The 23,564-nt window shown below is 47.7% G+C and carries 35 protein-coding genes and 1 pseudogene; 2 read left to right on the top strand and 34 right to left on the bottom strand.

The genetic code is table 11. The annotated features are described in order from the left end of the window. Window positions 1-3: 3 nt before the first annotated feature. The 4 genes from LM917_RS04020 to LM917_RS04005 all read right to left on the bottom strand — a co-directional run bounded on the left by LM917_RS04020 (window position 4) and on the right by LM917_RS04005 (window position 2,416). On the bottom strand, window positions 4-993 hold the full coding sequence (locus LM917_RS04020) for a P1 family peptidase (RefSeq protein WP_232696202.1): 990 nt from the start codon (window positions 991-993) through the stop codon (window positions 4-6). After that, window positions 960-1,202, bottom strand: a complete 243-nt coding sequence (locus tag LM917_RS04015; protein WP_232696201.1) for a tetratricopeptide repeat protein — start codon at window positions 1,200-1,202, stop codon at window positions 960-962. Before LM917_RS04015 ends, LM917_RS04020 begins: the two co-directional genes overlap by 34 nt. 157 nt (window positions 1,203-1,359) lie before the next feature. Next, window positions 1,360-1,581: a hypothetical protein gene (locus LM917_RS04010; protein WP_232696200.1), complete on the bottom strand. Its 222-nt coding sequence runs from the start codon at window positions 1,579-1,581 to the stop codon at window positions 1,360-1,362. A gap of 142 nt (window positions 1,582-1,723) precedes the next feature. Next, window positions 1,724-2,416, bottom strand: coding sequence for a Dph6-related ATP pyrophosphatase (locus tag LM917_RS04005; RefSeq protein ID WP_232696199.1), 693 nt, complete (start codon window positions 2,414-2,416; stop codon window positions 1,724-1,726). 166 nt (window positions 2,417-2,582) lie between these two features. Between LM917_RS04005 and LM917_RS04000 the strand changes: the two genes are divergently transcribed. Then, a complete protein-coding gene (locus LM917_RS04000) occupies window positions 2,583-2,819 on the top strand; it encodes a DUF3953 domain-containing protein (RefSeq protein WP_232696198.1) in 237 nt (78 codons plus the stop codon). 276 nt (window positions 2,820-3,095) lie between these two features. Here LM917_RS04000 and LM917_RS03995 read toward each other — a convergent pair whose 3' ends face one another. Together LM917_RS03995 and LM917_RS03990 are read right to left on the bottom strand one after the other, a co-directional pair. Further along, window positions 3,096-3,890, bottom strand: a complete 795-nt coding sequence (locus LM917_RS03995; RefSeq protein WP_232696197.1) for an HAD family hydrolase — start codon at window positions 3,888-3,890, stop codon at window positions 3,096-3,098. A gap of 209 nt (window positions 3,891-4,099) precedes the next feature. After that, window positions 4,100-4,186: pseudogene (locus LM917_RS03990) on the bottom strand (sporulation transcription factor Spo0A); the annotation flags it as partial. A 107-nt stretch (window positions 4,187-4,293) separates the two neighbouring features. On the opposite strand from LM917_RS03990, the gene LM917_RS03985 reads away from it, so the two are divergent. Further along, window positions 4,294-5,316, top strand: a complete 1,023-nt coding sequence (locus LM917_RS03985; RefSeq protein ID WP_232696196.1) for a tyrosine-type recombinase/integrase — start codon at window positions 4,294-4,296, stop codon at window positions 5,314-5,316. Between the two features lie 44 nt (window positions 5,317-5,360). Here the strand turns inward: LM917_RS03985 and LM917_RS03980 are convergent, their stop codons facing one another. The 28 genes from LM917_RS03980 to LM917_RS03845 form a co-directional block, all read right to left on the bottom strand. Then, entirely contained in the window at window positions 5,361-5,714 is a 354-nt protein-coding gene (locus LM917_RS03980) for a YolD-like family protein (protein WP_232696195.1), read from the bottom strand. Window positions 5,715-5,825: 111 nt separating this feature from the next. Next, window positions 5,826-6,071 (bottom strand): hypothetical protein, encoded by a 246-nt coding sequence (locus LM917_RS03975; protein ID WP_232696194.1) that lies wholly within the window; start codon window positions 6,069-6,071, stop codon window positions 5,826-5,828. A 12-nt stretch (window positions 6,072-6,083) separates the two neighbouring features. Further along, window positions 6,084-7,229, bottom strand: coding sequence for a glucosaminidase domain-containing protein (locus LM917_RS03970; protein ID WP_232696193.1), 1,146 nt, complete (start codon window positions 7,227-7,229; stop codon window positions 6,084-6,086). Next, window positions 7,230-7,463, bottom strand: a complete 234-nt coding sequence (locus tag LM917_RS03965; protein WP_232696192.1) for a BhlA/UviB family holin-like peptide — start codon at window positions 7,461-7,463, stop codon at window positions 7,230-7,232. A gap of 22 nt (window positions 7,464-7,485) precedes the next feature. Further along, window positions 7,486-7,623: an XkdX family protein gene (locus LM917_RS03960; protein WP_232696191.1), complete on the bottom strand. Its 138-nt coding sequence runs from the start codon at window positions 7,621-7,623 to the stop codon at window positions 7,486-7,488. After that, window positions 7,623-7,823: a hypothetical protein gene (locus LM917_RS03955; protein WP_232696190.1), complete on the bottom strand. Its 201-nt coding sequence runs from the start codon at window positions 7,821-7,823 to the stop codon at window positions 7,623-7,625. Before LM917_RS03955 ends, LM917_RS03960 begins: the two co-directional genes overlap by 1 nt. Then, the gene (locus tag LM917_RS03950; protein WP_232696189.1) at window positions 7,823-9,925 is read right to left on the bottom strand and encodes a DNRLRE domain-containing protein; all 2,103 of its coding nucleotides are present in this window, start codon (window positions 9,923-9,925) and stop codon (window positions 7,823-7,825) included. Before LM917_RS03950 ends, LM917_RS03955 begins: the two co-directional genes overlap by 1 nt. Window positions 9,926-9,989: 64 nt before the next feature. Further along, window positions 9,990-10,262: a hypothetical protein gene (locus tag LM917_RS03945; protein ID WP_232696188.1), complete on the bottom strand. Its 273-nt coding sequence runs from the start codon at window positions 10,260-10,262 to the stop codon at window positions 9,990-9,992. After that, window positions 10,262-10,543, bottom strand: coding sequence for a hypothetical protein (locus tag LM917_RS03940; RefSeq protein ID WP_232696187.1), 282 nt, complete (start codon window positions 10,541-10,543; stop codon window positions 10,262-10,264). The genes LM917_RS03945 and LM917_RS03940 overlap by 1 nt, the downstream gene beginning before the upstream one ends. Beyond that, the gene (locus LM917_RS03935; protein WP_232696186.1) at window positions 10,543-11,115 is read right to left on the bottom strand and encodes a putative phage tail protein; all 573 of its coding nucleotides are present in this window, start codon (window positions 11,113-11,115) and stop codon (window positions 10,543-10,545) included. Before LM917_RS03935 ends, LM917_RS03940 begins: the two co-directional genes overlap by 1 nt. Then, entirely contained in the window at window positions 11,108-12,181 is a 1,074-nt protein-coding gene (locus LM917_RS03930) for a baseplate J/gp47 family protein (protein WP_232696185.1), read from the bottom strand. Before LM917_RS03930 ends, LM917_RS03935 begins: the two co-directional genes overlap by 8 nt. Beyond that, complete coding sequence (locus LM917_RS03925; protein ID WP_232696184.1) at window positions 12,181-12,594, bottom strand: DUF2634 domain-containing protein; 414 nt, start codon at window positions 12,592-12,594, stop codon at window positions 12,181-12,183. Before LM917_RS03925 ends, LM917_RS03930 begins: the two co-directional genes overlap by 1 nt. Beyond that, window positions 12,594-13,046, bottom strand: coding sequence for a DUF2577 domain-containing protein (locus tag LM917_RS03920; RefSeq protein WP_232696183.1), 453 nt, complete (start codon window positions 13,044-13,046; stop codon window positions 12,594-12,596). The genes LM917_RS03925 and LM917_RS03920 overlap by 1 nt, the downstream gene beginning before the upstream one ends. After that, window positions 13,003-14,076 carry an XkdQ/YqbQ family protein gene (locus tag LM917_RS03915; RefSeq protein WP_232696182.1) on the bottom strand — a complete coding sequence of 358 codons (1,074 nt, stop codon included), beginning with the start codon at window positions 14,074-14,076 and terminating at the stop codon, window positions 13,003-13,005. Before LM917_RS03915 ends, LM917_RS03920 begins: the two co-directional genes overlap by 44 nt. Continuing rightward, window positions 14,073-14,729 (bottom strand): LysM peptidoglycan-binding domain-containing protein, encoded by a 657-nt coding sequence (locus tag LM917_RS03910; protein ID WP_232696181.1) that lies wholly within the window; start codon window positions 14,727-14,729, stop codon window positions 14,073-14,075. The genes LM917_RS03915 and LM917_RS03910 overlap by 4 nt, the downstream gene beginning before the upstream one ends. Before the next feature lie 13 nt (window positions 14,730-14,742). Then, entirely contained in the window at window positions 14,743-16,761 is a 2,019-nt protein-coding gene (locus LM917_RS03905; protein ID WP_232696180.1) for a phage tail tape measure protein, read from the bottom strand. Beyond that, window positions 16,762-16,923 (bottom strand): hypothetical protein, encoded by a 162-nt coding sequence (locus LM917_RS03900; protein WP_232696179.1) that lies wholly within the window; start codon window positions 16,921-16,923, stop codon window positions 16,762-16,764. It abuts the gene before it with no gap. 23 nt (window positions 16,924-16,946) lie between these two features. Beyond that, entirely contained in the window at window positions 16,947-17,348 is a 402-nt protein-coding gene (locus tag LM917_RS03895; protein ID WP_232696178.1) for a phage tail assembly chaperone, read from the bottom strand. A gap of 31 nt (window positions 17,349-17,379) precedes the next feature. Beyond that, window positions 17,380-17,796, bottom strand: coding sequence for a phage tail tube protein (locus LM917_RS03890; RefSeq protein WP_232696549.1), 417 nt, complete (start codon window positions 17,794-17,796; stop codon window positions 17,380-17,382). Window positions 17,797-17,822: 26 nt separating this feature from the next. After that, the gene (locus LM917_RS03885; RefSeq protein WP_232696177.1) at window positions 17,823-18,884 is read right to left on the bottom strand and encodes a phage tail sheath subtilisin-like domain-containing protein; all 1,062 of its coding nucleotides are present in this window, start codon (window positions 18,882-18,884) and stop codon (window positions 17,823-17,825) included. A 22-nt stretch (window positions 18,885-18,906) separates the two neighbouring features. Next, window positions 18,907-19,347 carry a hypothetical protein gene (locus LM917_RS03880; RefSeq protein ID WP_232696176.1) on the bottom strand — a complete coding sequence of 147 codons (441 nt, stop codon included), beginning with the start codon at window positions 19,345-19,347 and terminating at the stop codon, window positions 18,907-18,909. A gap of 1 nt (window position 19,348) precedes the next feature. Beyond that, on the bottom strand, window positions 19,349-19,753 hold the full coding sequence (locus tag LM917_RS03875; protein ID WP_232696175.1) for a hypothetical protein: 405 nt from the start codon (window positions 19,751-19,753) through the stop codon (window positions 19,349-19,351). A 12-nt stretch (window positions 19,754-19,765) separates the two neighbouring features. Next, a complete protein-coding gene (locus tag LM917_RS03870; protein WP_232696174.1) occupies window positions 19,766-19,957 on the bottom strand; it encodes a hypothetical protein in 192 nt (63 codons plus the stop codon). Between the two features lie 126 nt (window positions 19,958-20,083). Further along, window positions 20,084-20,464 (bottom strand): hypothetical protein, encoded by a 381-nt coding sequence (locus LM917_RS03865; RefSeq protein ID WP_232696173.1) that lies wholly within the window; start codon window positions 20,462-20,464, stop codon window positions 20,084-20,086. Between the two features lie 15 nt (window positions 20,465-20,479). Beyond that, window positions 20,480-20,689 carry a hypothetical protein gene (locus LM917_RS03860; protein WP_232696172.1) on the bottom strand — a complete coding sequence of 70 codons (210 nt, stop codon included), beginning with the start codon at window positions 20,687-20,689 and terminating at the stop codon, window positions 20,480-20,482. A gap of 66 nt (window positions 20,690-20,755) precedes the next feature. Beyond that, window positions 20,756-21,850, bottom strand: coding sequence for an SU10 major capsid protein (locus LM917_RS03855; protein WP_232696171.1), 1,095 nt, complete (start codon window positions 21,848-21,850; stop codon window positions 20,756-20,758). Between the two features lie 68 nt (window positions 21,851-21,918). Continuing rightward, window positions 21,919-22,596 carry a phage scaffolding protein gene (locus tag LM917_RS03850; protein ID WP_232696170.1) on the bottom strand — a complete coding sequence of 226 codons (678 nt, stop codon included), beginning with the start codon at window positions 22,594-22,596 and terminating at the stop codon, window positions 21,919-21,921. Window positions 22,597-22,671: 75 nt separating this feature from the next. Further along, complete coding sequence (locus LM917_RS03845) at window positions 22,672-23,541, bottom strand: phage minor capsid protein (RefSeq protein WP_232696169.1); 870 nt, start codon at window positions 23,539-23,541, stop codon at window positions 22,672-22,674. Between the last annotated feature and the right edge of the window lie 23 nt (window positions 23,542-23,564).

Raw genomic sequence — 23,564 nt, 5'->3', positions numbered from 1 at the left:
AAGCTATTTTGACAGTTTTACTCTACTTTTCCAACTAGGAAGACCTCCCGCATCTGTTGCATGGGTTATTGCGTTCACCACTGCTTCCGCCATTACTTCTGCTGCGATCGCTCCGATTAGATCTACTGGCATTCGTTCGCCTCCCGTTCCCAGAGCAAAAATCGTATCCCCATCATGCATCGTATGTACAGGGTAAATCGTACGAGCAAATCCATCATGAGCCATTTGGGCAATTTTATTCGCTTCTGCTTTCGTTAGAGCCACATTGCTAGCGATTGCCCCAATTGTTGTGTTCGTACCGGGAGAAGGTACGTCATGCTTTGCTTCAAGCAGTGAAAATGCCATTTTTTCCATACACGTATATATGTCTAACAAGGTACCATCATCTGAACGAACTCCTGCCAGCACTTCACCTGTTCTAGGATCTCTTACCTCACCAACCGCATTTACTGCAACAATTGCACCAATTACTACACCGTTTGAGAGCGTGCGAGAAGCCGTTCCGATTCCACCTTTCATCGCCCGATCAAATCCAGCAACCTTTGCCACACTGGCACCACAGCCAGCACCTGCATTCCCTTGTTTAATGGGAGAGGAACTTGCTACACTTGCTGCTTCATACCCCATCGTTGCATCAGGACGTACCTTGGGATTACCTACAGATAAATCAAATAAAACAGCAGCCGGTACAATAGGAACAACTCCAAATCCAACCTGAAGTCCCATGCCCTGTTCTTCCAGATAGCGCATTACTCCACTTGCCGCATCCAGACCGTAAGCACTGCCTCCTGAAAGACAGATTGCATGGACCTCTTGCACCATATTGATTGGAGAAAGCAGATCCGTTTCTCTTGTTCCTGGCGCAGCACCACGTACATCAACGCCACAGACAGCTCCCTGTTCAGTAAGAATAGCTGTACAACCTGTTAAGGCTTCCTCATTTTGTATTTGCCCTACCTTTATTCCCGGCACATCGGTAATACATCCTGGCATGCGCAACACTCCCTTGACGAAATCATCACCATATCAACATACTTCTTACCGATTTCTATCGCTTCCTCGTATCTTTCTAATTCTCCATAGGTTACTGCAAGGCCATAATAGGCATCAGAATATATCATATCTTGTTTAATTGCTTTATTAAACCATTCGACCGCTTCTACAAGATCTAGATCTTTTTTCCCTATACCTTGATTATGCATCCAACCTATATCCGTTTGTAGGATTGCAATTCCATTGGCATAATTGTAATTTGTATCTATCTTCCATTCACCATTTTCAGCTATGACTATTCTTTTCTTTGTTTCTTTGAATTGCTTATCTTCAAAAAAATCATATCGTGTAAGTACGAGCTCATATTCAATTTTTTAGTGGACTGATCTCTTCAGCAAGTTCCATGTAATACACATACTCTTCTTTCGTTACTTTTCCTTTATCCCTATCTAATAAAGATTCATAAGCGACTTTATAGTTTGCATTAAGTATATCTGTGTAATATTCATCTACTACTACTTTAGGATCACCAAGTGGTGAAATTCCTAGTGAAACAGGAATCAGACCCTTCAATAAAATAAGTATCAAAAAGCTTTGCACCCCCCTATTCCTCAAAATTATAACTATTTTCTGAATGATTCTCCAGAAGTGTTTTTAAAAGAAAAAACGCTAATCCCGAAAGACTAGCGTATTTGTTTCCAAACTGTTCATTTTATTTTCATACATCAATCTAGTTCTTATCTAGCTCCAGAGGTAAGAAAGCATACTCTCCCTCTTTTATTATCTCACATTCACGCACAGGAATAGGATTCTTAAAAATGGGACCATCTATTACTGTGGTATGGAACTCTCCACCTTCTCCACATGGGTCAACCCCACGCTCTTCAAGCTCCTTAATATATTCATGGGTTAACGTTCGTCCTAGATCCTCTACTTTCATTCCTAACGATAAGTTTACAGTTACAATCTTCGTTACAAAGCCTAAATTAAGGAACTCTTCCACAGCTTCTTTATGATTCATTTCCCATAACGGCATCCCAAGCTTTAACCCGGCATTTTTCGTAACCTTATCATGCCAACAACCATGTTCTGGCATATCCAAATCACCCGTTACTAACACTTCTGCTCCCAGACTTTTAGCTTTTTCTAAAAGGCTCATAAAAACTTCTTCATAATCTGCCCAGCTTGCTGCGGCACTACATATAGGTAATCCTATTGATTCAGCTTGGGCACGTAATAAATCTGGAGGCAATCCGTGGGATCTTGAACGTTTGCCTTCCTCTTCCATCATTACGATTAGTCCAACCGCTTCTCCATCCTTCATTGCTTTATATAAAGCTAAAGTACTATCCTTTCCACCACTAAATGAAGCTACAAATTTATGTCCACAAGCCCCACTTTTCCAATTAACATTATCAGTCATTTATATTTTTCTCCTCTGATGTTATTACTTATACTCAACTATCTATTATATGTATTTACCATTGTTGGAGCAAACCAATCCTTGAACCTGTTATATTTCCAATTAATGAAACCTATCAATCATTAAGAACGTATCAATTTTTGAAATGAAAGGGGGTTACAATAATTTGATTAAACTTATTAGAGTTATTTTAGGAATCATCGTTATTGTTATATCAGGTTATAATCTAATAACAAAAGACTTTGAGTTGATGCCGTATTTAATGTTGTTCTTAGGAGCATTTATGTTAGCAAGTGGGTTTATTGAACTTCAAAAAGATAGAAAAGGAATTTGGGGGTATATGAGTATTATTGTTTCTTTATTTATCTTTTTTGTATCCATACAGGGATTTTGGTTGAAGTAGAAGATTCTACGAATACGAATAAATCTAACATGGTCTATTCTAAAGAACAGGGTCTAACCTTACAGGTTCCTTTTTGAATAAATCGTACTCAAACCAGTGTGGACGTTGGTGTTATAGTTTATTTTTTTAAGAGAGTGCATTTTCTCCCAAGCCTCCCCATTGATTCTCTCTTATGCGAAAAAAACGCCTTCGTTTCGGGTGTCTACCGAAGCAATGGCGTTGTTTTCATGTTTCTACAGCGGTCAGCGGTTCTGTATTCCTTATTTCATCAATGTATTAATCTTTTTGCTTACGCTTATGTATTCGTTCTAACACAACCGCAACACCATCATTATCATTCGATTCAGTTACTTCGTATGCGATTTGCTTTAACTCCTGTACTGCGTTCCCCATAGCAATAGGATAGCCACATAATTTGAATAAACCTAAATCGTTGTAGTCATCCCCAAAAACCATAACATTGTCAACAGGAATCCCTAGTCTTTCACATATTTTTGAAACTGCATTTTCTTTCGATACCTCTTTTGAAGCTATTTGAATTAGTTCGCCAGTATCTGTGACAATAATATTGACCCTTTGTCCGAAACGTTCAAGTAATTTATCAGTTCCTTTGAAATTAGATAGTAGCACTTTAGAAGCAGATAATTGGCGAAGTTCCTCTAACGCAAGAATATGTGGATTCGTCTTAACCTTCATAAGTTCGGTATAGTCCAACTCTTTATTACTAAACCAATTGTCCTCAACTTCGACAGAAAGGTTTGGATCACTTTCGCTTGTCATTAAGTAATCAATCAATTCAGTAGTTATTGTAGATTCGATAGGGTAATGTTCCCTTATTTTCATTTTTTCACTAATTACTAACGCACCATTATAATAAATCATTATTCCGATTTCCTGTAATTGTTTAGGAAGAATATCTTTAACTGCTCTTGGAGGGCGAGCAGTAGCAACAACTATTGGTACACCTTGTTTATGACAATTTAAAACTGCTCGCAAATTTCGACTACTCACTTTTTTGTTGGAATCTAAGAATGTTCCATCCAAATCCAAAGCAATTGCTGAAACGTTCATTTACCTATTCATACCCTTTCATTACCATATTATTTTTTCTACTTTACCATATGTTTGAAAAGATCACTACATCTTCACAATTAATCAAAAATACCACTCCTTTATCGGCTTTTTAAAAGACCAATAAACAAGTGGTAGTTGGTTTGTCAATTCAGATAAAGCCATCCTTGCATTTGAAATTGACACATTCAATATTGCCCTGACTACAATTAACTAATCTTCGCCTCAATCCGCAGCTTGTCAGCCACCATAGCAATAAACTCACTATTCGTTGGCTTCGCCTTTGTATGGGACACCCGTTAAATTAGGCGTGAACAGGTGCGTAAGTTTACAATTCCAATAAACTTTGCGTTAGCTTATCGGAACGTGTCGGTAAAATTTATTGGAAAGGTTTGGTACGATTATGACCGCTAAATTCAATTTTATCTCACGCGTAGAACCCGCCAGAGAGATCGATCTCGACAAACAGATTCGTGACTACCTCGCGATTAAAAAGTCAGAACGTAGGTCTCCTAGAACCATCGAGGCCTACGCACAGTGTCTATCGCAATTTGTGAAATGGGCTACAGAACGGGAGTTCAACGTTTTTACTCCTGACATCATGCGCGAGTACATTTCCTACTTAACGTACGAGAAGGAGAAATGGGACGACCACCCAACAAATCCGACGGGGCAAAAAGGATTATCGACGCGAACTGTCAACAATAACATTCGTAATCTTCGAGTATTTTTTAATCACCTAGTAAGTGAACGGATCATGCCGTCTTCACCAATGGATAATATTAGCTATCAAACACAAGACAAAGAGACTTTTGAAATATTTAGTGACGACGATGTTCTAAAATTGCTTGGGGCTCCTAATAAACGTGTATATACGGGCCTAAGAGATTATGTAATGATATTGGTGTTGTGTGACACGGGATGTCGCGTCGGAGAACTAACTAACTTAAAGATATCTGATATTGACCTCAAGTTAAGACAAATTTCAATCCGTGCAGAAATCTCTAAAACACGTACAGCTAGAACTCTTCCCATATCAATAATTACTGCAAAAGAAATTGAGCAACTAATTAATTTTATGAATGTTGATTCAAATGATTACCTGTGGCTTACTCAGTTTGGTGCGAGATATTTTGCTGATACATTCTCAAAAATGCTAAAAAAATATGCAAAGAAAGCAGGAATAACTGGGGTTCGCGTTTCTCCGCATACATTCCGTCATTACTTTGCTATAAAATTCTTACGGCAGCATGGGGAGCCAATCGCACTTATGCGCATCCTTGGCCACACTTCAATCACCATGACGGAGAAGTATGTTCGATACGCTAATAGAGACCTATCCGAGTACCATGAAGTCGCTAGTCCAGTAACGTCTTTATTGGACAAGGGCAATCAGAAAAAACGCGGAAATTTAAAGTTTAGATAAGTATGCGTTGAAATAACGAAAGGGAGACGCGCTAGACTCAGGTGCTAGCGCTCCATCCCCGCGATCCTCCACATATCCACCCACGTACCCGTCCCGTCTTCGTGTATAATCCGTACTTGACGTAACACCGGGTCGAGCGACCGCACCACTCCCGTCACCTCGCCTATCTCGCCGCGGTCCCCGTTAATCGGCTGCCATACGCGTAGTGTCAACGGCCATGAATAACGCTTGCTTTCCGTAAGCGCGTCGTTGATCTCCGCAATTTCATCGTATTCTAAGTCCGGCTTCGGTACGAGGCTCTGCTCCCGTTTAAACTTTAGGTAGGCTTCGCGGTGTTCCGGTAAGATTAGCCGCATTGAGCCGAATAAGTCGTCTATCTTCGTGCGTTCCGTTTTCATTCGTAAGACCTCCGATTATAGAACGTTTGTTCTTATTATACACCGGACGCCACCGTATATGCAAACAAAAAACCGCCCTCCAACGGATTTATTACCGTCAGAGGGCGTAATTTATTTCGTTTTCATTTCGTCATTCCCCGGCTTAACGTAGCTGTACGCACCCGCCGCCGTCAGCCCTACGATCACCGTCGTCAATAGGTTGTCTCTTATCGCGCCGTCCGGTATGAACACGAACACGCCCGATAGTAGAATCGCCACCAACGGTGCATACTTCGACGGCACTCCGAACCCTTTTGCGACTCCCGTAAGTGCCGCCACTATCGCCGCCAACGTTGCAATATCGTATGTTAAGTCCACGTAAACGCCTCCTTATTTTCGTAAGTGACCCGCCATCTTGCCGATTAATATAGCCGCGTACTCACCGTCAACTTTACCGCCTTTGACCGCGTTCTTCCGCCAATAGTCCGGCGTGTTGATGATTCCGTGCGCCTGTAAGACCGCTAAGTCATCCGCAGGCGATTCACTCGTAGGCGCAACGTATTTATGTCCGATAACGGAACAGAACGCCTTGACCACCGCTTCCGCATACGACTTCCAGTTCGCTTTCAAACGCGTCGCATCCGTTGCGTTATCGATAAAACCGTATTCCATAATCGTAGTGTCAGTCACGCCAGTGTCGCGGTGCATAAAGTAGTAGTCGCGTCCGTCCGCGCCTTTTCTCGTATATACTTTGCGGAACTTCTGACCGCAACTAACGACGGCTTGCGTGAGTGCCGACGCAACTTTATCCGTCGCGTAAACGGAGTGGATCGCTTCGACGCCTTCTCCACCGCCCGCGTTGATGTGATTCGAGATACAGTATTTCGCGCCAGAATCGCGTACAATCTTCGTCCTCTGCGTCGGTGTCAACGCAACGTCCGTACTCCGCGTTAGAGCAACCGGAACGCCTAGCGCCTTGAGCCGTTCATACTGGTAAACGCTGAACTGTAGCGTCAGATCTTTCTCGCGTAGACCGTTGCCGACAGCACCGGGGTCACTACCGCCATGACCCGGATCAATTATCAAAATAATAGGAACCGCCCCCTTAACGTCGTATTCGTATAATTTGTGTTCTTCGACAATACGTATTAGTTTCGGTAAATAAACCGGATCGGTCGCGTAGCCAGCCCGTACCACTTCGATACAAGCCGTCCGCCAATCGGCGTTAAGCACCTTCTGATAGCGCGGCTTGAGTAGGAAGTCGGAGTGGTCGCGTACGCTCTCCGGCCAATCGTTATACTTGCGGAATGCCGATTTCACTTCGATCTGCTCGCCGTCAACGAATTCAGCCGAAACTTTATCGTAGCTGCCCGCTGTGCCGACGCCTTTGATTCCGAATAGGTTACGGGCGTTTACCGCGAGTTCGGACGTGCCCGACTTTGATTCGAGGATTGCTTGCGCGAGTGTGAGCGATGCCGGTACGCCTGTCCGCTTGTGTTCCGCGACGGCCAACGGTGCGATTTGCGATATGAACATCTATTTCACCCTATCTTTTAGGTCTTGGACATCGCTCTCTAACCCCGTCAAACTACGTTCTATCTGCTGTAAAGTAGCCGTATTTTTTTCTAGTTGTACGACCATTCGTTCGTTATGGTCCATTAGCTTTTGCTCGCGGAGGCTCCCATCCTTACGCGTAGATAGTAGAAGATAAACGAAAAGGACCGCGAACGGTCCCTGCGTTAGAAAATATTTGAGTACGTCTAATTCCACGGAATCACCGCCATTTACAGTATTAAAATTTCTTTCCGGTAATCTCCTCGTATTGCTCAGGCGTGATGTCACCGTACGGACTAGTCTCCGTTTTCACCGCGAGTCTTAGTTGCTCCGACGTTACCCACCTGTAAGTGAACGCAATTCTCCAAAATTCCATTATGCTCCGCCACCTTTCAGTTGTATGAGTTCGAATTTTAGTGTAGCTATTTCACGCCCAAACGCCTGAATCAAGTAGTCTTTCTGCGCGAGTTCAATCTTTTGCAGAGCGACCTCTTGCCCTAACGTCAGTAACGGCAACTGCCCGGCTTGCTTCTCTTGCTCAATCTCCGACAATGCTTTCGGGTGTAAAAGTTCCATTAGTCAAACGCACCCCCGAATCCCCGTATGACTACGAACTCTGTCGCGATCCCTTTCGTAAACTCCATACGCAAGTTCACGCCCCACTCATCCGCCGTCTTCTCGGTGTTTTCGAATAGATACTTTTGGTTAAACTTTGCGGCAGCCGTCGCGTTCTCCCACGTTGGCTCGGTGTCAAACGCATTATTCGTCACCTCAACGGTATAATCCGCGCCCGTCGGTATCGTCGCGTCAATCGATACGATCATACGCTTGGCAGCGATGTCAGTAATGAACGGCTCCGCTAGTTGAAACGCGATCTTATCCGCTGTGCGTCGGAAGGTGTACGCGCGCACCGAAGTCAGTCCGTTGCTATCGGTTGCCTCGACGGTTAGCGTGTTGACGTCGATGAGGGACAGCCGTAGCCACGCGTCATTCGGAATAGTCACCGTGTATTCCACGCCAGACTCGCCGGGGAACGTGCGTATAACCTTTCCGTTGACCTTCTCCGAAATTGTGAACGCATCGCCTTCGGGATCATTCGCGCTGTACTTTAACGAAGGTGACGCGGTTAATACGCCGAGGTCTTCGTTCGTGCCGCTGATGACGGGCGGACGATTCCATACTACGCGGAATGTACGGGTGACTTCGGCAGACTTGCCACCTTGGTCGTCCTCACTCCAAACGGTCAGCGTATGGTCGGTGTTTTCCGCGAGGTCAATACCGACGATATCGGTAGTGCCGTCGAGAAGGCGTTTGTTGCTGTACTTTAACGTTTTAGCAAATAAAATAGGCGTGCTTCCGTCGGATACTCCGGAGGCGATCGCCCTTACTGGCCCTGCGTTGATTCGATATTTAGTTGTGACGACATTTCCGTTGTCCGCGTCAGAAACCGAGCCTTCAATCGATAGCACATTTCCTTCGGTCAATAGTTGATTATTGGTAGGGCTTGTTAGTGTTAATGTTGGTACGTTGTTGTTAATCGGCTCTAATATTAATATGGTCGAATATCCATAGGTCGAATTAGACGATACACTTGTTAATTCATCCATTTTATACGATGTTTTGTCATGGCAGTAACTAACGCCAGTGTGTACGGAACCTGCTTCTGAAGAATTACCAAATCCAACCGTATAAAAGTTAAGTGGGTTTGTAAAAAAAACGTTAGTTGTAGCTGTATTCATAAGCACAGCCATTGATTTTTCAGGTATGTTGATTATATCTTTACCAATACCGAATTTGTTACTATTTACAGCCGCTCCTGAATTTTTCTGCGAAATAGCTTTCACATTTCTGAACAAATGCATGTGACATAAATAATACCCTGTTGATCTCTTTTTCAAAATCAACTCATTTCCATCATTATCACTTTTGAACTTAGTAAGCATAATGTGTTTTCTTTGGGTGCTTGTATTATAGTGGTTTAGAACTACATCCCATCCAGTCGGTAATTCTAGTAAATCACCAGCAATGACAGCCTGAACAACCAGCAAATCGCCACTTAATGATCTTGAAGGAATTGGTATTTTAATATCTATAGTGTTACCGAACACATCTCCATCGTTACCAACATACTCCACCTGTTTTTTTTTTGTTGTCGGTATTGTGTAGTCGATGGTTAAGGTTGGTTGTTTTGCGGTTATTGTGCTTTTTGTTGAATGAAAAAGAATATTTGAGTTTAATGAAGTTTCATCAGAATCCTTTAACAAGAATCCATTGTTTGGATTATCGTTAACCATTTTTTGGATTATATTAGTAACATCAACATCTAACGTTGACGCTACCGTAGGTACAGTAATACTTGCTTTTGTATTAATATCAAATGATGGAGCAATATTCCATGTTGCTGTTGTGTCTACCCAATCGGATGTAATCGGGTGTAGGTTTATTATCCTTGATGCCGTCACGTTTGAGTGCATTACCAATTTTAAGGTTGCACTATTTACTATGACATCGTTAGGTATTAGTCCTAAATCAAATTTTAGTAATGCCCTTTCCACCGCCGTTGGAGTATTACCAACTGCAATTACCGATGATGTGGCGTAGTTACCAGTTGGTGCATCTTGATATAAATAAGTATCTTTTACAGTAACATTACTTTTCGTTAACGTTATTACAGGCATGTTTCTCCCCCTTCCCTTCCACTTTGGCCGTTATCCGAAGTCATCCACGTTTTTCCAATTGACACTAGACCACCAACCGTTTCCCTGTTTCGTCATACCATCCATCCGTCAAAACCACGTCGTTTAACGTTGAAAAGTTACCGGAAAATATATTGTTGTTGAGGTTGTTAAACAACGCATCTTTCATCGTTTTCACATCGATCTGTAACGTTTGAATCGCGGCGTCATGTAACGTTACCAATCGGCTTGTATCGTCAATTCCCTTTTCCCACCGATTGACGTCGTGCTCCGTAATATCATCGTCAAACTCCCAGTCTAGTTTCGCATTATACGCCATCAACGCGCCCCCTCTCGTACTGCGAAATCGAACCGGAATTCTAGCCGTTGTCCCGTGTCAACCGCTACGTCCGCGTGCCGTTCCGCTATCAGCCCGCCCTTCTCATCGTAGAGCCGGAGCAACGTTATCCGCGCAATCCCCTTGACTGAATCCGTCCGCACGACAACCGCAGCGCCGTCGCGTTTTACCGACCGGATTGGTACCGTCTGATTGTTCAGCACGATCGAAGTCGCACGCGCCGCAATGTCCTCCGCTATTCTTTCGAGATATCCCGTGTTCATTAAAGCGCCACCTCCCGCTTGTCTTTACCGATCGTATAGCCGACGCGTAACTCGCCGATCGTGTGATACCGTTTCAAACTGACGGTTACTTCGTCGACAACCTCGACCGCTTCACGCGGCATAGGCGCGAGTACAACGTCGACATGAGCCGGAGCCAGTTCGCGCAGTGCAACGTAGGCGTCGTATAAGTTCGGAGGAATCCCGCCGACTACGATGACGACCGTATACTTTCGCGGCTCCTCTTCGGCTTTCACATCCGTAAAGAACGCGTCGGCTATCGATTCGAGGACCGCGAGTGTGACCGTTCCTGTTCCGCGTAACTTCGCCTTAACGATGGAGCGCCGCTGTTCGAGCGTCTTGTTAACATCGGTCTTAACGCCCACTATCGTCTCCCAACGCGGTAAGCTCCACGTCGCGGTACCTACGAAGAACTGGTCGAGTACGTCGCGGATATCACCGTTCAGGCGATCGAATTCCGCCGACTCGCGCTCGATGAGGTTAACGGCTTCCTTCGACTCGTAGTAGTAACGGGGCAGGGCGTCGAGCATTCGTTTTTTAATCGCGTCAGACACTAAGCGTCACCGCCCCGAGAACTGCGACCGAATCAGCGCCGACTATTACGTTTGATGTACCGCCATTCACCGTCAAATCCGCGTAGTCAAGCACGGACAAGGCGTCTCCTATCGCTCCTGCAATGCGTGTATACCGCACGACCGGATCAACAAGCGCTAAACTCGTTAGATACTCCGTTATTGCGTCGGTTATCTCGGTTGTCGCGTCCTCAATCGTTTTACCGCTATTTAGCGTTATGCGCGCCGATACATTGATCGGTATTTCTGCCGCGCCCACCACGGTTACTTCCGCATTGACGGGACGCTCACTCTCGATATGGTCCACGACCTTGCCGATAAGCTCATCCGACGGCGCACGCTTTCTATCGTCGAGCAATACGACTTTTACCGTTCCCGGTCCGTCCCACACCTCGTATACTTTCGCGTCAGAGATACCCGTAACTTCCATCGCCCACGCACGATAATGATGGCGGTTGCCCGACGTAATCGGTTTGCGGACGCGATCGAGGTATCTGGCGAGGAGTGCTTCGTCCGATTCCTCATCGATACCGCCCCCAAACGGCTGCTCATTCGTAACGCCGGTGATTCCCGTTATGTTACCCTGCGTCAGCTTGATCGCGCCTTCTCGTACGTTACCGGACTTACCGCCCACTTTCGCTTCTGCCGCGAGAGTAACGGTGCCGTTTACGATCACGCCCTCGGATTTGATAACGAAATAAACCGGATTCTCGCCGTCCGTCGATACTTCCATTCCGGTCGTTATCCGCGTACCCTCGTTGCCTGTAAACGTTACGAATCCTTTCGACTTCTCGGACGGCTTCGCGTATACACCGAGCTCGCCGCATCGTCTGCGCAACCACTCGCCGAATGATGATTGCGTACCGTCTAGGTTTAGCGCGAATCCCTTATCGAGCACCGAGTCCAATTCGATCCATAACCGCTCTAGTTCGGGCGCCGCCGGAGCAGTCAAGTCGTACGTCACCGCCCCCTGCCGCTTGTCTACGTCCGTACGCGAGTTATCGAGCATCCGCTGTTTTATCGCGTCTCTCGTTTGATTTTCGTACATCAGACCACCTCCTCCGTTTCGATCGTTAAGCCGTCCGCTGTGTCAACGAAAAAAGAGACGGTCAGTTTATCGCCGTCTCTCTGGATATCAAAGTTATATACCGCGTCGATCCGATCATCGTAGATCAACGCTTCGGTAATCACGCGTGGTATCTCTGCGTTTAATAGCGCGATCGGAACGTCTTGTCCGATCAAGTCTTCGAGTTCGCATCCGTACTCATCGTCGTAAATCGGAAAACGGAACCGCGCCGTCACGATCGCCTTGCGGATAAATTGACGGATCGCTTCCTCGCCTTCGATAAGCCCGCCGATTGATCCGTTGCCGAAGTCTAACGCGTATGTAAGCGTCGGCTGAACGGCGGGTGCCGCTTGAATAACACGTTCCTCAACGCGCTGTAATGGAGATAACGCCATCAGTACGTCACCGCCCGATCTACGACAACGAACGTCTGCCCCTCGTTGATTGACGCTAAGATAACGCGGTCGCCCGGCTTGAGTACGTCCTCGAACGTTAATTCGATATAACGGTGATCCCACGACTGGTCGTATGCATCCGAAGATGAATCCGTCGCCTTTCCGTCGCCGAGATCGCGGTCGGCACCTTCGCTATGTGAGAGCGTCGCTATGCGCTTATGGCGGGTCAGGCGTTCGGCTACGATGAGGTCATCGGTGGTGAGGACGAGCTTTTGGTCAGCGTCGACCTGTACGGTGAGATTCGGGAGTGGCGTAAGAACGGTGCCGAGTTCGATGTCGACGTCTTTGTTGTAGCCAATTTGACTAATGCGTTGCCGAAGCTTACTTACGCCACCGCCTTCGAGCCTACTAGGTTCCCCGAGGTTTGACGTCTTTGAAGATTTTATCGACAACTGACTCTCTCCCCTTTCGTCCTTTTTTCTTTTTCTCTTTTGGTTCCGGTGGCGGTTCGTATTCTATCGTCGGTAGATCGTCCGTCGCGCTTAACGTTAACGACATCGTGTGCTTTGCGCCTTCAAACGTGTGCGAGTCGACTGAGACGTAATATCCGCCGATGATTTCCGTCATCGACTCCTGCACATAAACGCCAGTTCCCGCGTAAACTTCCGAAATGCCGAGCGCTTCAATCGATGCGTCATCGTTAATCGTGCCGAGGTCCTTTAGTAATTGTTTCGCCAGTTGTTCGACTTGCGATTTAGTAGCGTCGTTGTCCGCATTTTCAAGGTGTTGCATGATACCGAAGCGTTTGATTAATTCTTCGTTTTTAACGACCGCCACGTACTGTTTCTTTTTCTCGTCTCCACCGATCACTTTTACCTGCGTACGCATGTCCTCGATAGACTGCGAATATGACGCGGACAAAAGATTCACGCCATTTTCGAGAACCCACCGTACGGGCTGCTCTTTCCTTGCGAGCAAATGGAGCTTGCCCTCTTTCGAGCAAATAAAATAGCGCCGTCCGGTTTGCTTTTGCGTAACCGTCAGCGCCGTTATCATCATGTCCCATAGCGTCTTATCGCGTAGGACTAATTTAGGTATTACGTAACCCGTATCGTCAATCTGTCCGACAGGAACCCCGAACTCTCCGCATAACTTCTTTACGATTGCTGATGCGGTCATATTTCGGAAAATCTGCGTGTCCTGATTCTTCGTAAGATATATGTTATCGTCATATGCCGTTACGGACATGTTCCCACGATCATCAATCTGATGTGTAAACGAGAGTCCGCGAAATAGCTCCTTGCCGTCCGAGTAAAGTCGGAGTTCCTTGCCGAGTTCGATCGGAAATGCCTTTCTTCTCCCGTCCGTCGTGTTTACGAGCGAAACGTCGAGTTTGCGAGCCGGCCCCGTAATATCGCCCGACCAGTTCGCGGACTGAACGTGAATAGGTGCGTCGTCATACCAGACTTCCCACGCCGTCATGCTAACACCAACTTTTGTCCCGGATATATTTTGTTCGGGTCCTTGCCGATTACCTTCGTATTCTTATCGTGTAAATCACGCGTGTTCAGCTTGTTTTTCGCGGCTATTCCCGAAAGTGTGTCGCCTTTTTTGACCACGTAAGTTCCCGGAGTCTCTTTCGTAGATGGCGGGCGGACAGATGGCGAAGTCACTTTCGCGTTTCCAGTCGCGGACATATCGACCTTTCGAATGCTCACGAATTTGTACTCCTTCAGCGCGAGTGAAAAGTAAATGTCACCGGGACTGCCTGCCTTCTCCGGCTCGATGTCGAGGCTACGAATGGTCACCGCATAGTTGATCGGCGTGCCCGTAATGGTCAGGCGGCACGGTTTACGGGAATCGCGCCAACGTTCGAGAGTTTCGACGGCAGTCCACGGGTCCGGAATCGCTTCGTACTCGCAATATGACGGGCTGTATGCTCGTGGGAAGAACGATGAAAAAGAAAAGTCTCGCAAGTTGGCGTCACCAATCACGGTGAATTCGCCTAACTGCGAGACTTGAACGTCTTCATAACCGTATGAACTTGATATCGAGATAGATTCGGGGTTCACCGGAAGTTGAAGCCGCTCGGCTCCGTTGTTGTACGAAAGCCAAAATTGAATAGCGTTTGACAACCGTCACCACCTCCTATAGCCGATTCGCCAGCTCGTTCGCAATTTTTTCGATATCCCCTTCATCGCGGACATAAAACGTATTGCCGGTAATCGTGACGGTTCCTCCGCCACCGCCGCCACCACGTCCACTCCGATAATCACGCGCCTCATCCGCATTGAGAATCGTCTCGTCTTTGTGCGCGCGAACCATATATCCGTCGTATGGTACGCGGTCGAGACCGTGATAGTGCGAGCCGTCGATACCTGGCTTAAACGTAACCATATTGAAGTCTTTTTGCGGCGCTTTTGGACCGGCAATTTGTTTTACGGAGGTTTCCTGCTCGACCACAATCCTCGATATTTTCGGAATCTCTAGGCCGATCTTACTTAGGACAGCGTTAAACGTGTCGCTCAAGTCGTTGATCCTATCGATAACATAGTTTATCGCGCTTACAAATACTCCCTTGAGGAATGAACCGACTTGCCCCGCTTTTTCCTTGATCGTGTCCCAGTTCTTATACAACTCTATACCCGCCGCTACGACTCCGCCGAATGGTCCCAATAACGCTAGTAACGCGATCTTGTACTCTCCCATACGTTCCCACAACTCGATAGCCTTCGCCTTTACCGTGTCCCAGTTTCGATAGAGAGCGACGCCTGCCGCTACTAACGCCGCGATTCCTACGACTACCCACGTCATCGGGTTCAGAAGTAATGCGGTGTTGAGACTGGTTGTTGCGAGTGCAGCCGCTAACGTTCCGGCTCGGTACGCCTTTAGTAGCGTCGTCACTTTTCCGATGATAGTAAGACCGGTCATGCCGACTTTAAACGTACCGATAGCGACTGCAGCACCGATGATGTACTCTTTCAGCGTAGGCCAAATACGGAGGAATTCGTCGAACATTGCGGGAAGCCTAGTCGCTACTTCCGTTGCGCTCTCGACGAGACTTGACAGTGCAGGTTCGAAATTCTCGTAGATTTCGATAGCCGCGCCCTCTAATGCGGACATGAAGATAACAAATTTACCGCCTAGATTATCGAGCATGGTTTTCGCCATCTCAGCCGCTTTTCCATCGGCGGTTTCGAGTGCGTGCGTCATTTCATCGAGTGGTCCAGAGCCGCGCTCGAGCAATACCGCCCAGTGCTTATACGCCTCTGCACCGAAAATCGCGGAGATTGCGGCGGATCGTTGTTGCTGTGTCAGTCCGGCAGTACCTTTTTCGAGCTCTTTGATAACGTCCGGCATCGACTTCATGTTGCCTTTCGCGTCGAAAAACTCGATTCCGAGCCTGTTCATTACATTGCTCATTTGACGCGTTGGTTTCGCAAGTCGCGCGAGTGAGGACGAGAACGCCTGCCCAGCGAGTGACCCTTTGATCCCGGAGTCGGCTAGCGCCATTTGTGCCGCCGCGGTTTCTTCGAGCGACCATCCGAGTGCATTCGCAACTGGCGCCGCGTATTTCATCGCTTCACCCATCTGCTCAACGTTGGTATTCGCGTTAGCTTGAGCGTAAGCAAATACGTCCGCTGCGTGTGTAGCTTTATCCGCGCTAATGCCGAACGCTTGCATGGTATCCGAGGTAATATCGGCGGCTCGTCCGAGGTCAAGTCCGCCCGCCGCAGCGAGGTCGAGCATACCGGGCATGGCGGATAGGATATCGTTCGTCTTCCATCCGGCTAATGCGAGGTACTCCATACCCTCACCGGCTTGTTTCGCGGTAAAAGCAGTTGCGGCACCTAGCCGTTTCGCTTCGTTACGTAAGGCGCTGAACTCTTCGGCTGTCGCGCCCGATATCGCTTTTACTTTCGACATTTGCGAGTCGAACTCGGCACCTATTTTAACGATGGACCCGGCAAGACCCGTCGCTCCCATGACGCCAATAAGACCGCCTGCCGCGAGTGCCGCCGACTTGAAGCCGGAGGTCAGCATGCCGGTAGACCTTTCTGCTTTACGCGCTGCAACTGAAAAGTCTTCAACGTTCGTCAACGCCCGTTTGAATTTGCTCGTAAACCTGTCCTGAAAACTAAGCGACGCGACCAAATTAATTGCCAACTACTGCCGACCTCCCTTCCTGCTCTTGCGTGCTTTCTCTTGCTCGCGTTCTTCTTCGATCACCAAAAGCTCACTCGCGTACAAGAACAATCGGTGTCGTGGGTCCTTCGCGTATACCTCATCCGGCGGAATATGGTGCAACTGAAAAAGACGGTGAAGCAAATACGCTTTGCCTCCCGCCCTAATCAGTTTTTTACTTCTTCAATTTTCTCGTCGTCCTCGTCATCGAATCCGGACAATTCAAGAATTGTTTGCTGTAACTTAACGATTTCACCCGCAAACAACGCTTTCTGCACGCACTCGTCCACCGTCTTAGCGCCATGCTTCTCCATCAAAGGCTTCGCTCGAAAGTCTGGCGACACACACGCAGCCGCGATCACTGCCGCCGCTAGCTTGTTTTCGTCAATTACTTTGCGTCTTTTCGCGCCCCTACCTTCGAAATGCGACGCCGCCTCGCGAAGTTGCGTCAACGTTTCGCCATCAATCGCCTTAACCGTAAAATACGCATTGAGTCGCTTCATAAAAACTTGCTCCTCTACGTTTAAATCCGCCGCTAACAATGCGTCTAATGCGTTAATTTCGCCCATCTATTCGTCCACCTTTCGTTATCTTATTGTATTAAACGAACTCAAAACCGCTAAATGTAAAGTTTAGTTCCTCTTCAACGACCGAATTGACCTCGTAATCCAGAATCGGAACCGCTTCGAATTGAACTTGCTTAAATCGAATGAACGCTTTCGCTTGCGGAGATTCCGGATCGTTAACCTCGACCAACAACTCGGTCACGTACGGAGAACTCACGTCGTCCCCTACGCGCGAAATCAGCTTTGTGAGGTCGTGCGTTAGCTTGTAACCTGTCATCGAGCCCTCACCGGACAGTGACGTTGCCTTCTTACCGACCCACCTCGTCCCTGCTCGCTTAATATCTTCGTAGCTTACACTCACTGATGCGCTAAATGAGGTGACGTACGTTAGCCATACGCCGTCATGATACACTTTGCAAAACGCACCGTTTACGACTTTCGTTGAATCCATCGTCACTATTTCGTCACCCTTTCGTTTTAGGCGGTTGTAATCGTTAGGAATATACGTTCCATGCTGTCGACCTCGGTGTACGCGATGTCTACGAACACCTTGTCGCCTTCGCTCTTGTACTGCGTACTCAACGCCACCTGCGGATTGATGAGCACATTTTCGACCTGTAGCGTTTCCAAGTACGCCTTGATCGCGCTAAGTAACGACATTTGACCCGCCTCGTTGTTGTCGATCTTGCCGATGTAATTGTCCCGCGCTGTCTTTTCAACGTCGGTCGCAATCGCTTGTTTTCCGCGAATCTTACGGATTTTATCGCCACTTGTGACGAGTCCTTGCTCGACGATTACTTTTTCGCCGTCGTGGACAAGAACGAGCGACCCCGCCTTCAATGCCGACTCGATCTCGCTGTTGCGTAATCGTTTAGTCACGTCGTTCACGCGGACCTGCTTATACGTAATCGACTTGTTAATCGCTGTGCCTGCGACTAAGCCCGCGAGATAAGCCGCGTACTGACCACTCGAATACGACTTTTCACCGATAACAACACCAGCTACGAGGTTGACCACGTAATCGTCCGCGAGAAGAACTGAGCGTGCGTTACCTGCCGCAATATCCTGATCGTCCTCGGCACTTCCGCCAGTCACGAACATGAAATGCTTTTTCTCCGTACGATTGCGTGTAAGCCACGTAAGTGTCGCCGCCTGTTCCTCTGCGCCAACTTCTCCGTCGTACACAAACACGTTGAATTGATGCGCTTCGAATGCATCGCGCATCTCTGTGTAGTCCGCTTGTTCGGGAGCTTCCGGCATCGTGTAGATGAGTACTTTCTTAGCTCCGCCCTGCAACACGAATTTGATCGATTGAATGTTCGCGGCTCCGAATAGTTCTTGTGCGTGCGCCTCTCCCTCGACCGTGTACATTTTTTTAGCCGTTGCTGATCCGCCCTTATACGAAATCAACGGGATTGCAACCGTACCGCGAGCACCTCCCGTTATCTGCGCAATTGCGGCGTTTTTGAAATTGGTATAGAGACCGGGACGTATTGGAAGCGCAGTCGGGTCCCACTGTTCGATCGGTGTAATCGCCATGTAAGCACCGTCCTTTCATTTGCTACTCGTTAATAAAAACGCTGATTTTCTGCATCTTTTCGTAAGTCTCTTGCGGACGTGCTTGGCGTAACTCCGCCTGTAAAGTCGCAAGAATAGCAAAAGCGCCACCAGTCGTTTGAAACGGCTGTGACGCTCCGAATGATTTTGTTATGACGCGGTATCCGTCCGCTTTGAATTGCAGTGTATTCCCAAATGTTCGTTCCATTATTTCTAACTTCCGTATGCAATCGACCTCACTCGTGCCAAACCATACGATCCGAAACGTTCGGTCTATTCGATAGTGATAGGCGGTTTCTGACTCGTTACCACCCGAGATGTATTGGACAACGCACATATCTTTCCCCGGCTCCTCCGGTATGTGCTGATACTTCACTATCGCATTGGGAATCGCTTGGCGAACGATCGCTCCGACTGCTTCGATTTCTTTTATTAACGAAGCCACGTTACCACCCCGATTTTCTCAGCTCCAACTGAACCTGGTCATTCATCCAACCGCGCCATTTCGTTTCGCTGTCCTCCGCAGGCTTGTCGAGGAACTTCTTCTCGGCTCCCGGCGACTTGAGCGACTTGCCTCCCGCGTCCAATTCGTGAATGTGATACGCGTAGTTAAATCGCCCACCATCGCCCCGCGTCGCGTTCGCAGTCATAACCAGTTGTGAGCCGTCGATTTCGCCGCTGATCTGTTTACGGAGATTGGACGTGTCAATAGGTGAGATGTCAACGGACTGCTTCGTCCAGTCGTCTTTTACGTCATTCAACGACGTGTGTATCGCGCGACTTACTGCAATCGGTGACTTTCGAATGGCTCTCTTCAAGCCGTCAAGCTCGACCGAAAATGATTTTGCCATCCGCACACCTCCTCATAGATAAACGAATGTCAAGGTTGGCTTACCGTTGACCATCCGTACGGGTTCGATTTTTACCGGTGTGCGCTTAATCGCTACGTCCAATTCGTTCGTATATTCGATGACGTCGTTATACGCGATATTCGGTAATTTATCGAACATTAGTTGTACGCCAGATACGACCTCCACGCCCAACTGATTTTTCACGACCTCGGTCTTTTCGTCAGCTCGGCATTTCAGTGTGATCGGCTCTTGCGGAGTGACCTCGCCCCAATCGTCGATGGTCGCTGGCTTATGGACTTTGACATGTTGCTTGAGTGATATAAACGCCAATTACAACACCGTCCATTTCGCCTGACGTAGTGATAAGTCGACTCCGTTCTCTTCGCCGATCAAATCAACGACCTCTTCAGTTATGAGAGCCTCGAGCCCCTTTTTCGCCCAGTCCTTGAATGTAAACGATATTCCGCGAATCGAGAACGACGCGACGCCCTGCTGCTGTAACTTGTTCGTATCGTTAAACGCACTCGCCAGTACCGCCGCGAAAAGGTAAACGGCATTATTCGGTATTTTATATCCGTTGTATTTTCGCGTTAGTGTTCGGCTAGCCACGTTTAGTGTCGCTTCTTTACGCTCATCGTCCGCATCGAGAAAGTCCTCGTTATCAAGCGTGTTAAGGCGCACATAATCGGTCGCCTCCGTAATGTCCCACATTCGCTACACCTCCGTTTATTTTGCGGAGGATTTTCGTGTGGTAGCCGGTTTCGGCTTCGGCTCCTCCGTTTGCTTCGGATCATCAACGCGCTTTACGTCTGCTAACTGATCAAGCGCGTCCCGTTCGGCTTTCGTGTTTGCAACGTATTCTCCGCTTCTAAACTGCCGGATCTCACCTTCTACGTAAAACATCAACGCAGGAAAACGTGAAGTATACTTTACCACCGTTATTTCGCTCACCTCCGTTTATATAAGAAGGCCCGCCGGTAATCCGACGAGCCATGACGTCTACTACTTCGCGCCTTTGATACGTGCGTGTGCGGCTTCTTGTACGAACTCTAGCGTGTACTCACCGACGATCATTCCTTGAAGGTAGTCGCCCTTTTTGCCCAGGTATTCGTGGCTGAATTCGCGACCTTGTAGCGCACTTAAACGGATGCGGTTTTTGTCAACGATCAATACCTCGTCGGCGCGCAGGTTGTTGTTGATAGAAACGGGGAACTCACCGAAGTCAGTCGTCAAGTAGTTTACGACAGTTCCACGTTTTTCCTCACCTTGATTGATTCGAATAACGTTTTGATCAAACGCACTGATCACGCGTTTTTGTTTTGCACCCGCAATAATCTCGTAAGAACCGCCTGTTTTAAAGCCGCCCTTTTCGTAGATTTTTTGTAACGCATCGCCAATAGTAGGTAACGTCAGGTCCTTTCCACCGAGATCAATTACGTTCGAATTGATGAAACTACGTGCCCCGGCCATTTGGCGTACATTGCCGTTGTCGTATTTAATTCCGTTAACGGCCGCCTTTTCGAGTTGCAACGCCAGCTCAAGCTGTTTCTTCTGCTTCTCGTACTCGTAAATATCGTCAATTCCGTATTGGTTGACTGCCGCAGTAGTGCCGGAGATTTCCACTGTCTCGTCAAAAATCTGCGTAATATTGCTAAAACGTTTACGTGGCTTGTAGCGTCCTTCACGAGCGTCGCGACTCTCTTGTCCTTCAACGAAAAGAACTTCAATCTTTGTCTCAGCAGCGATGGCATCCGCAGACGTACCGGCATACCCACGAGACACGGTTAGTTTCTTTCCTACTACGTCAACGGCGGTCACTTTCATCATCTCGTCGCCTGCCTTCACGACATGATCTACGCGGAATGGTTCTGTATCCGCTACTTTCACGGCGGTCGCCGCTCCGTCCACAACTGCTTCGGTTACTACCGTTTCGTACGCGATCATCTCGTCTTCAAACCATTGATGCTCGATTTGCGTTACTGGCGTTGAAAAGCCAACCATAGACAGGAAAGGTGTAGAATGCGGATTTAGTAAAAGCAACTGTTCCGTAACAGACTCCTTTTTACCAATAAGTTCACCGGATAAAATTTTACTCATAGTTTAAGTTCCTCCTGTAATTTCGTAGTTTTTAATACAAAAAAGACGCCGTAAAATTTGGCGTCCTGCTACCCGTTTAACTCGCGTTGAAGTTTCGCGAAAAGAGCCATGTCTTCCATGCGACCACTCTTTCTCGCTTTCTCCGCTGCCTCAGCTAAAATTTGTTCTTTTGTCTTTTCTGCTTTCTCGTCAGGTAAGATAGTCGCGCTTCCAATTATCTTTGGTTGCGCCCTCTCAATCAGGAACGGTTTGGACTCGATAAGCGCCTTAACGACCTCGTCAATGCCCGTAATACTACCGTCCTCTCCGACTGTGACCGTCGACAAGTCCGCTAGTCTCAGCGCGTCGTCAACGTATTTGATGTTCACAGCCGCAGCCGCCTTGTTAAACGCACCGTGAATACGTTCCTGCTTCGATTGCTCGTGTAGCTTTTCGATTTGATCCGCTAGCTGTTGCGCGTAGGTATCTTTCTCGGATAGCTTCGTCTGCAACCTTTCAAGCTCGGACATCTCGGCATCTTTACGGACCTGCTCCGCTTTTTCGATTTCTGCAAGCTTCGTTTTCATCTCGTCGTAATCCGCGTACTTCTTGCGGTCACGTTCGAGACGTTTCGCGACGATCTCGTCCAGTTCGATTTGGGTGAACGTTTTCTCAGGTTCTGGCGTAGTGTCTGTGAGTTGCTCCGGATCAACCTCCGCAAAATATTGTAGATTCATCGGGATCAACGTTTTAATAGCGTTTTTCATTCGTATACCTCCAACCGTTTAAAGCCCGTCGGCTATTCGTTTTCAAGCCGTTTAGTTTAATGACGTAACGTTCGGTCACACTTCGATTTCTTCCCCTTCGTAATCTTGTTCGGGATTAATTCGGTCCGGTCGTCTAACTGGCGTGACAATGTGCTTACAGTGCGGATGAAATATCTCGCGCCTAGGCAACGTGTACAAATACGGATAGTCACCGGGCGCTTCCGGTACGAGTTTAACGATCTTCCCCTCGTACTTACCGCAGTCATCTAACGCCCCGTGACGGCTAATAACGCCGTAATACACTTCGCGTCCTAGCGCCTCGTTAACGGTGCCGTCACGATGTGCGGTCATCGCCTTCGTTTGAACGAGCATGTCGGTATAAGTGCCCACCTTCCACTTACGCCCCGCTGCGTCTATGATTGCGTTATCTGCCGCGTCACCTAACTTCTTGCGGAACTCGCGTTCGACTTCGCGACTAAGCGTTTGTGGCGCGTTTATACCTGACGCATAGTTGCGGCGCATTACTTCGCCAGCTACTTCGCGAATAGCGTTCTTTGTACGTCTTCGTACGTTCGTAGTGACCGCAAGCAGGTCCGTTTGTGTATCGGCTATTATCGTCTCAACGAACGTCCGGTTCAATCGGTTAAACTGGACGATATTACGCGCCTCCTCGACCGTCTTCGCAAGTCCCAACGTGTAGATCGCATCTGCGGCACCGTTCCGCACGAATCCCGGCATTGTTTCCGCAATCCATTTCGTTGAACTTCCGTCAAGTTGTCGTAGGATTTCGAGGATGTTCGCCTCGACTGCAAGTATTTGCGCACGTTCAAAATCCGTTAGAAATAACGTGTTGAGTTCGGATCGAATATCGCGGAGTGCTCTTTCGTATGCGCGGACAAGTACCGATACTTCACGATCGTAATTCGGCGATGGAATCTCGCGCATCAGCGATCACCGCCGAATCTAGC

It is taken from the genome of Brevibacillus daliensis, assembly GCF_021245735.1.
In the GTDB taxonomy this organism is placed as follows: Bacteria; Bacillota; Bacilli; order Brevibacillales; family Brevibacillaceae; genus Brevibacillus_B; species Brevibacillus_B daliensis.
This window is presented reverse-complemented; position numbering and strand designations above follow the sequence as displayed.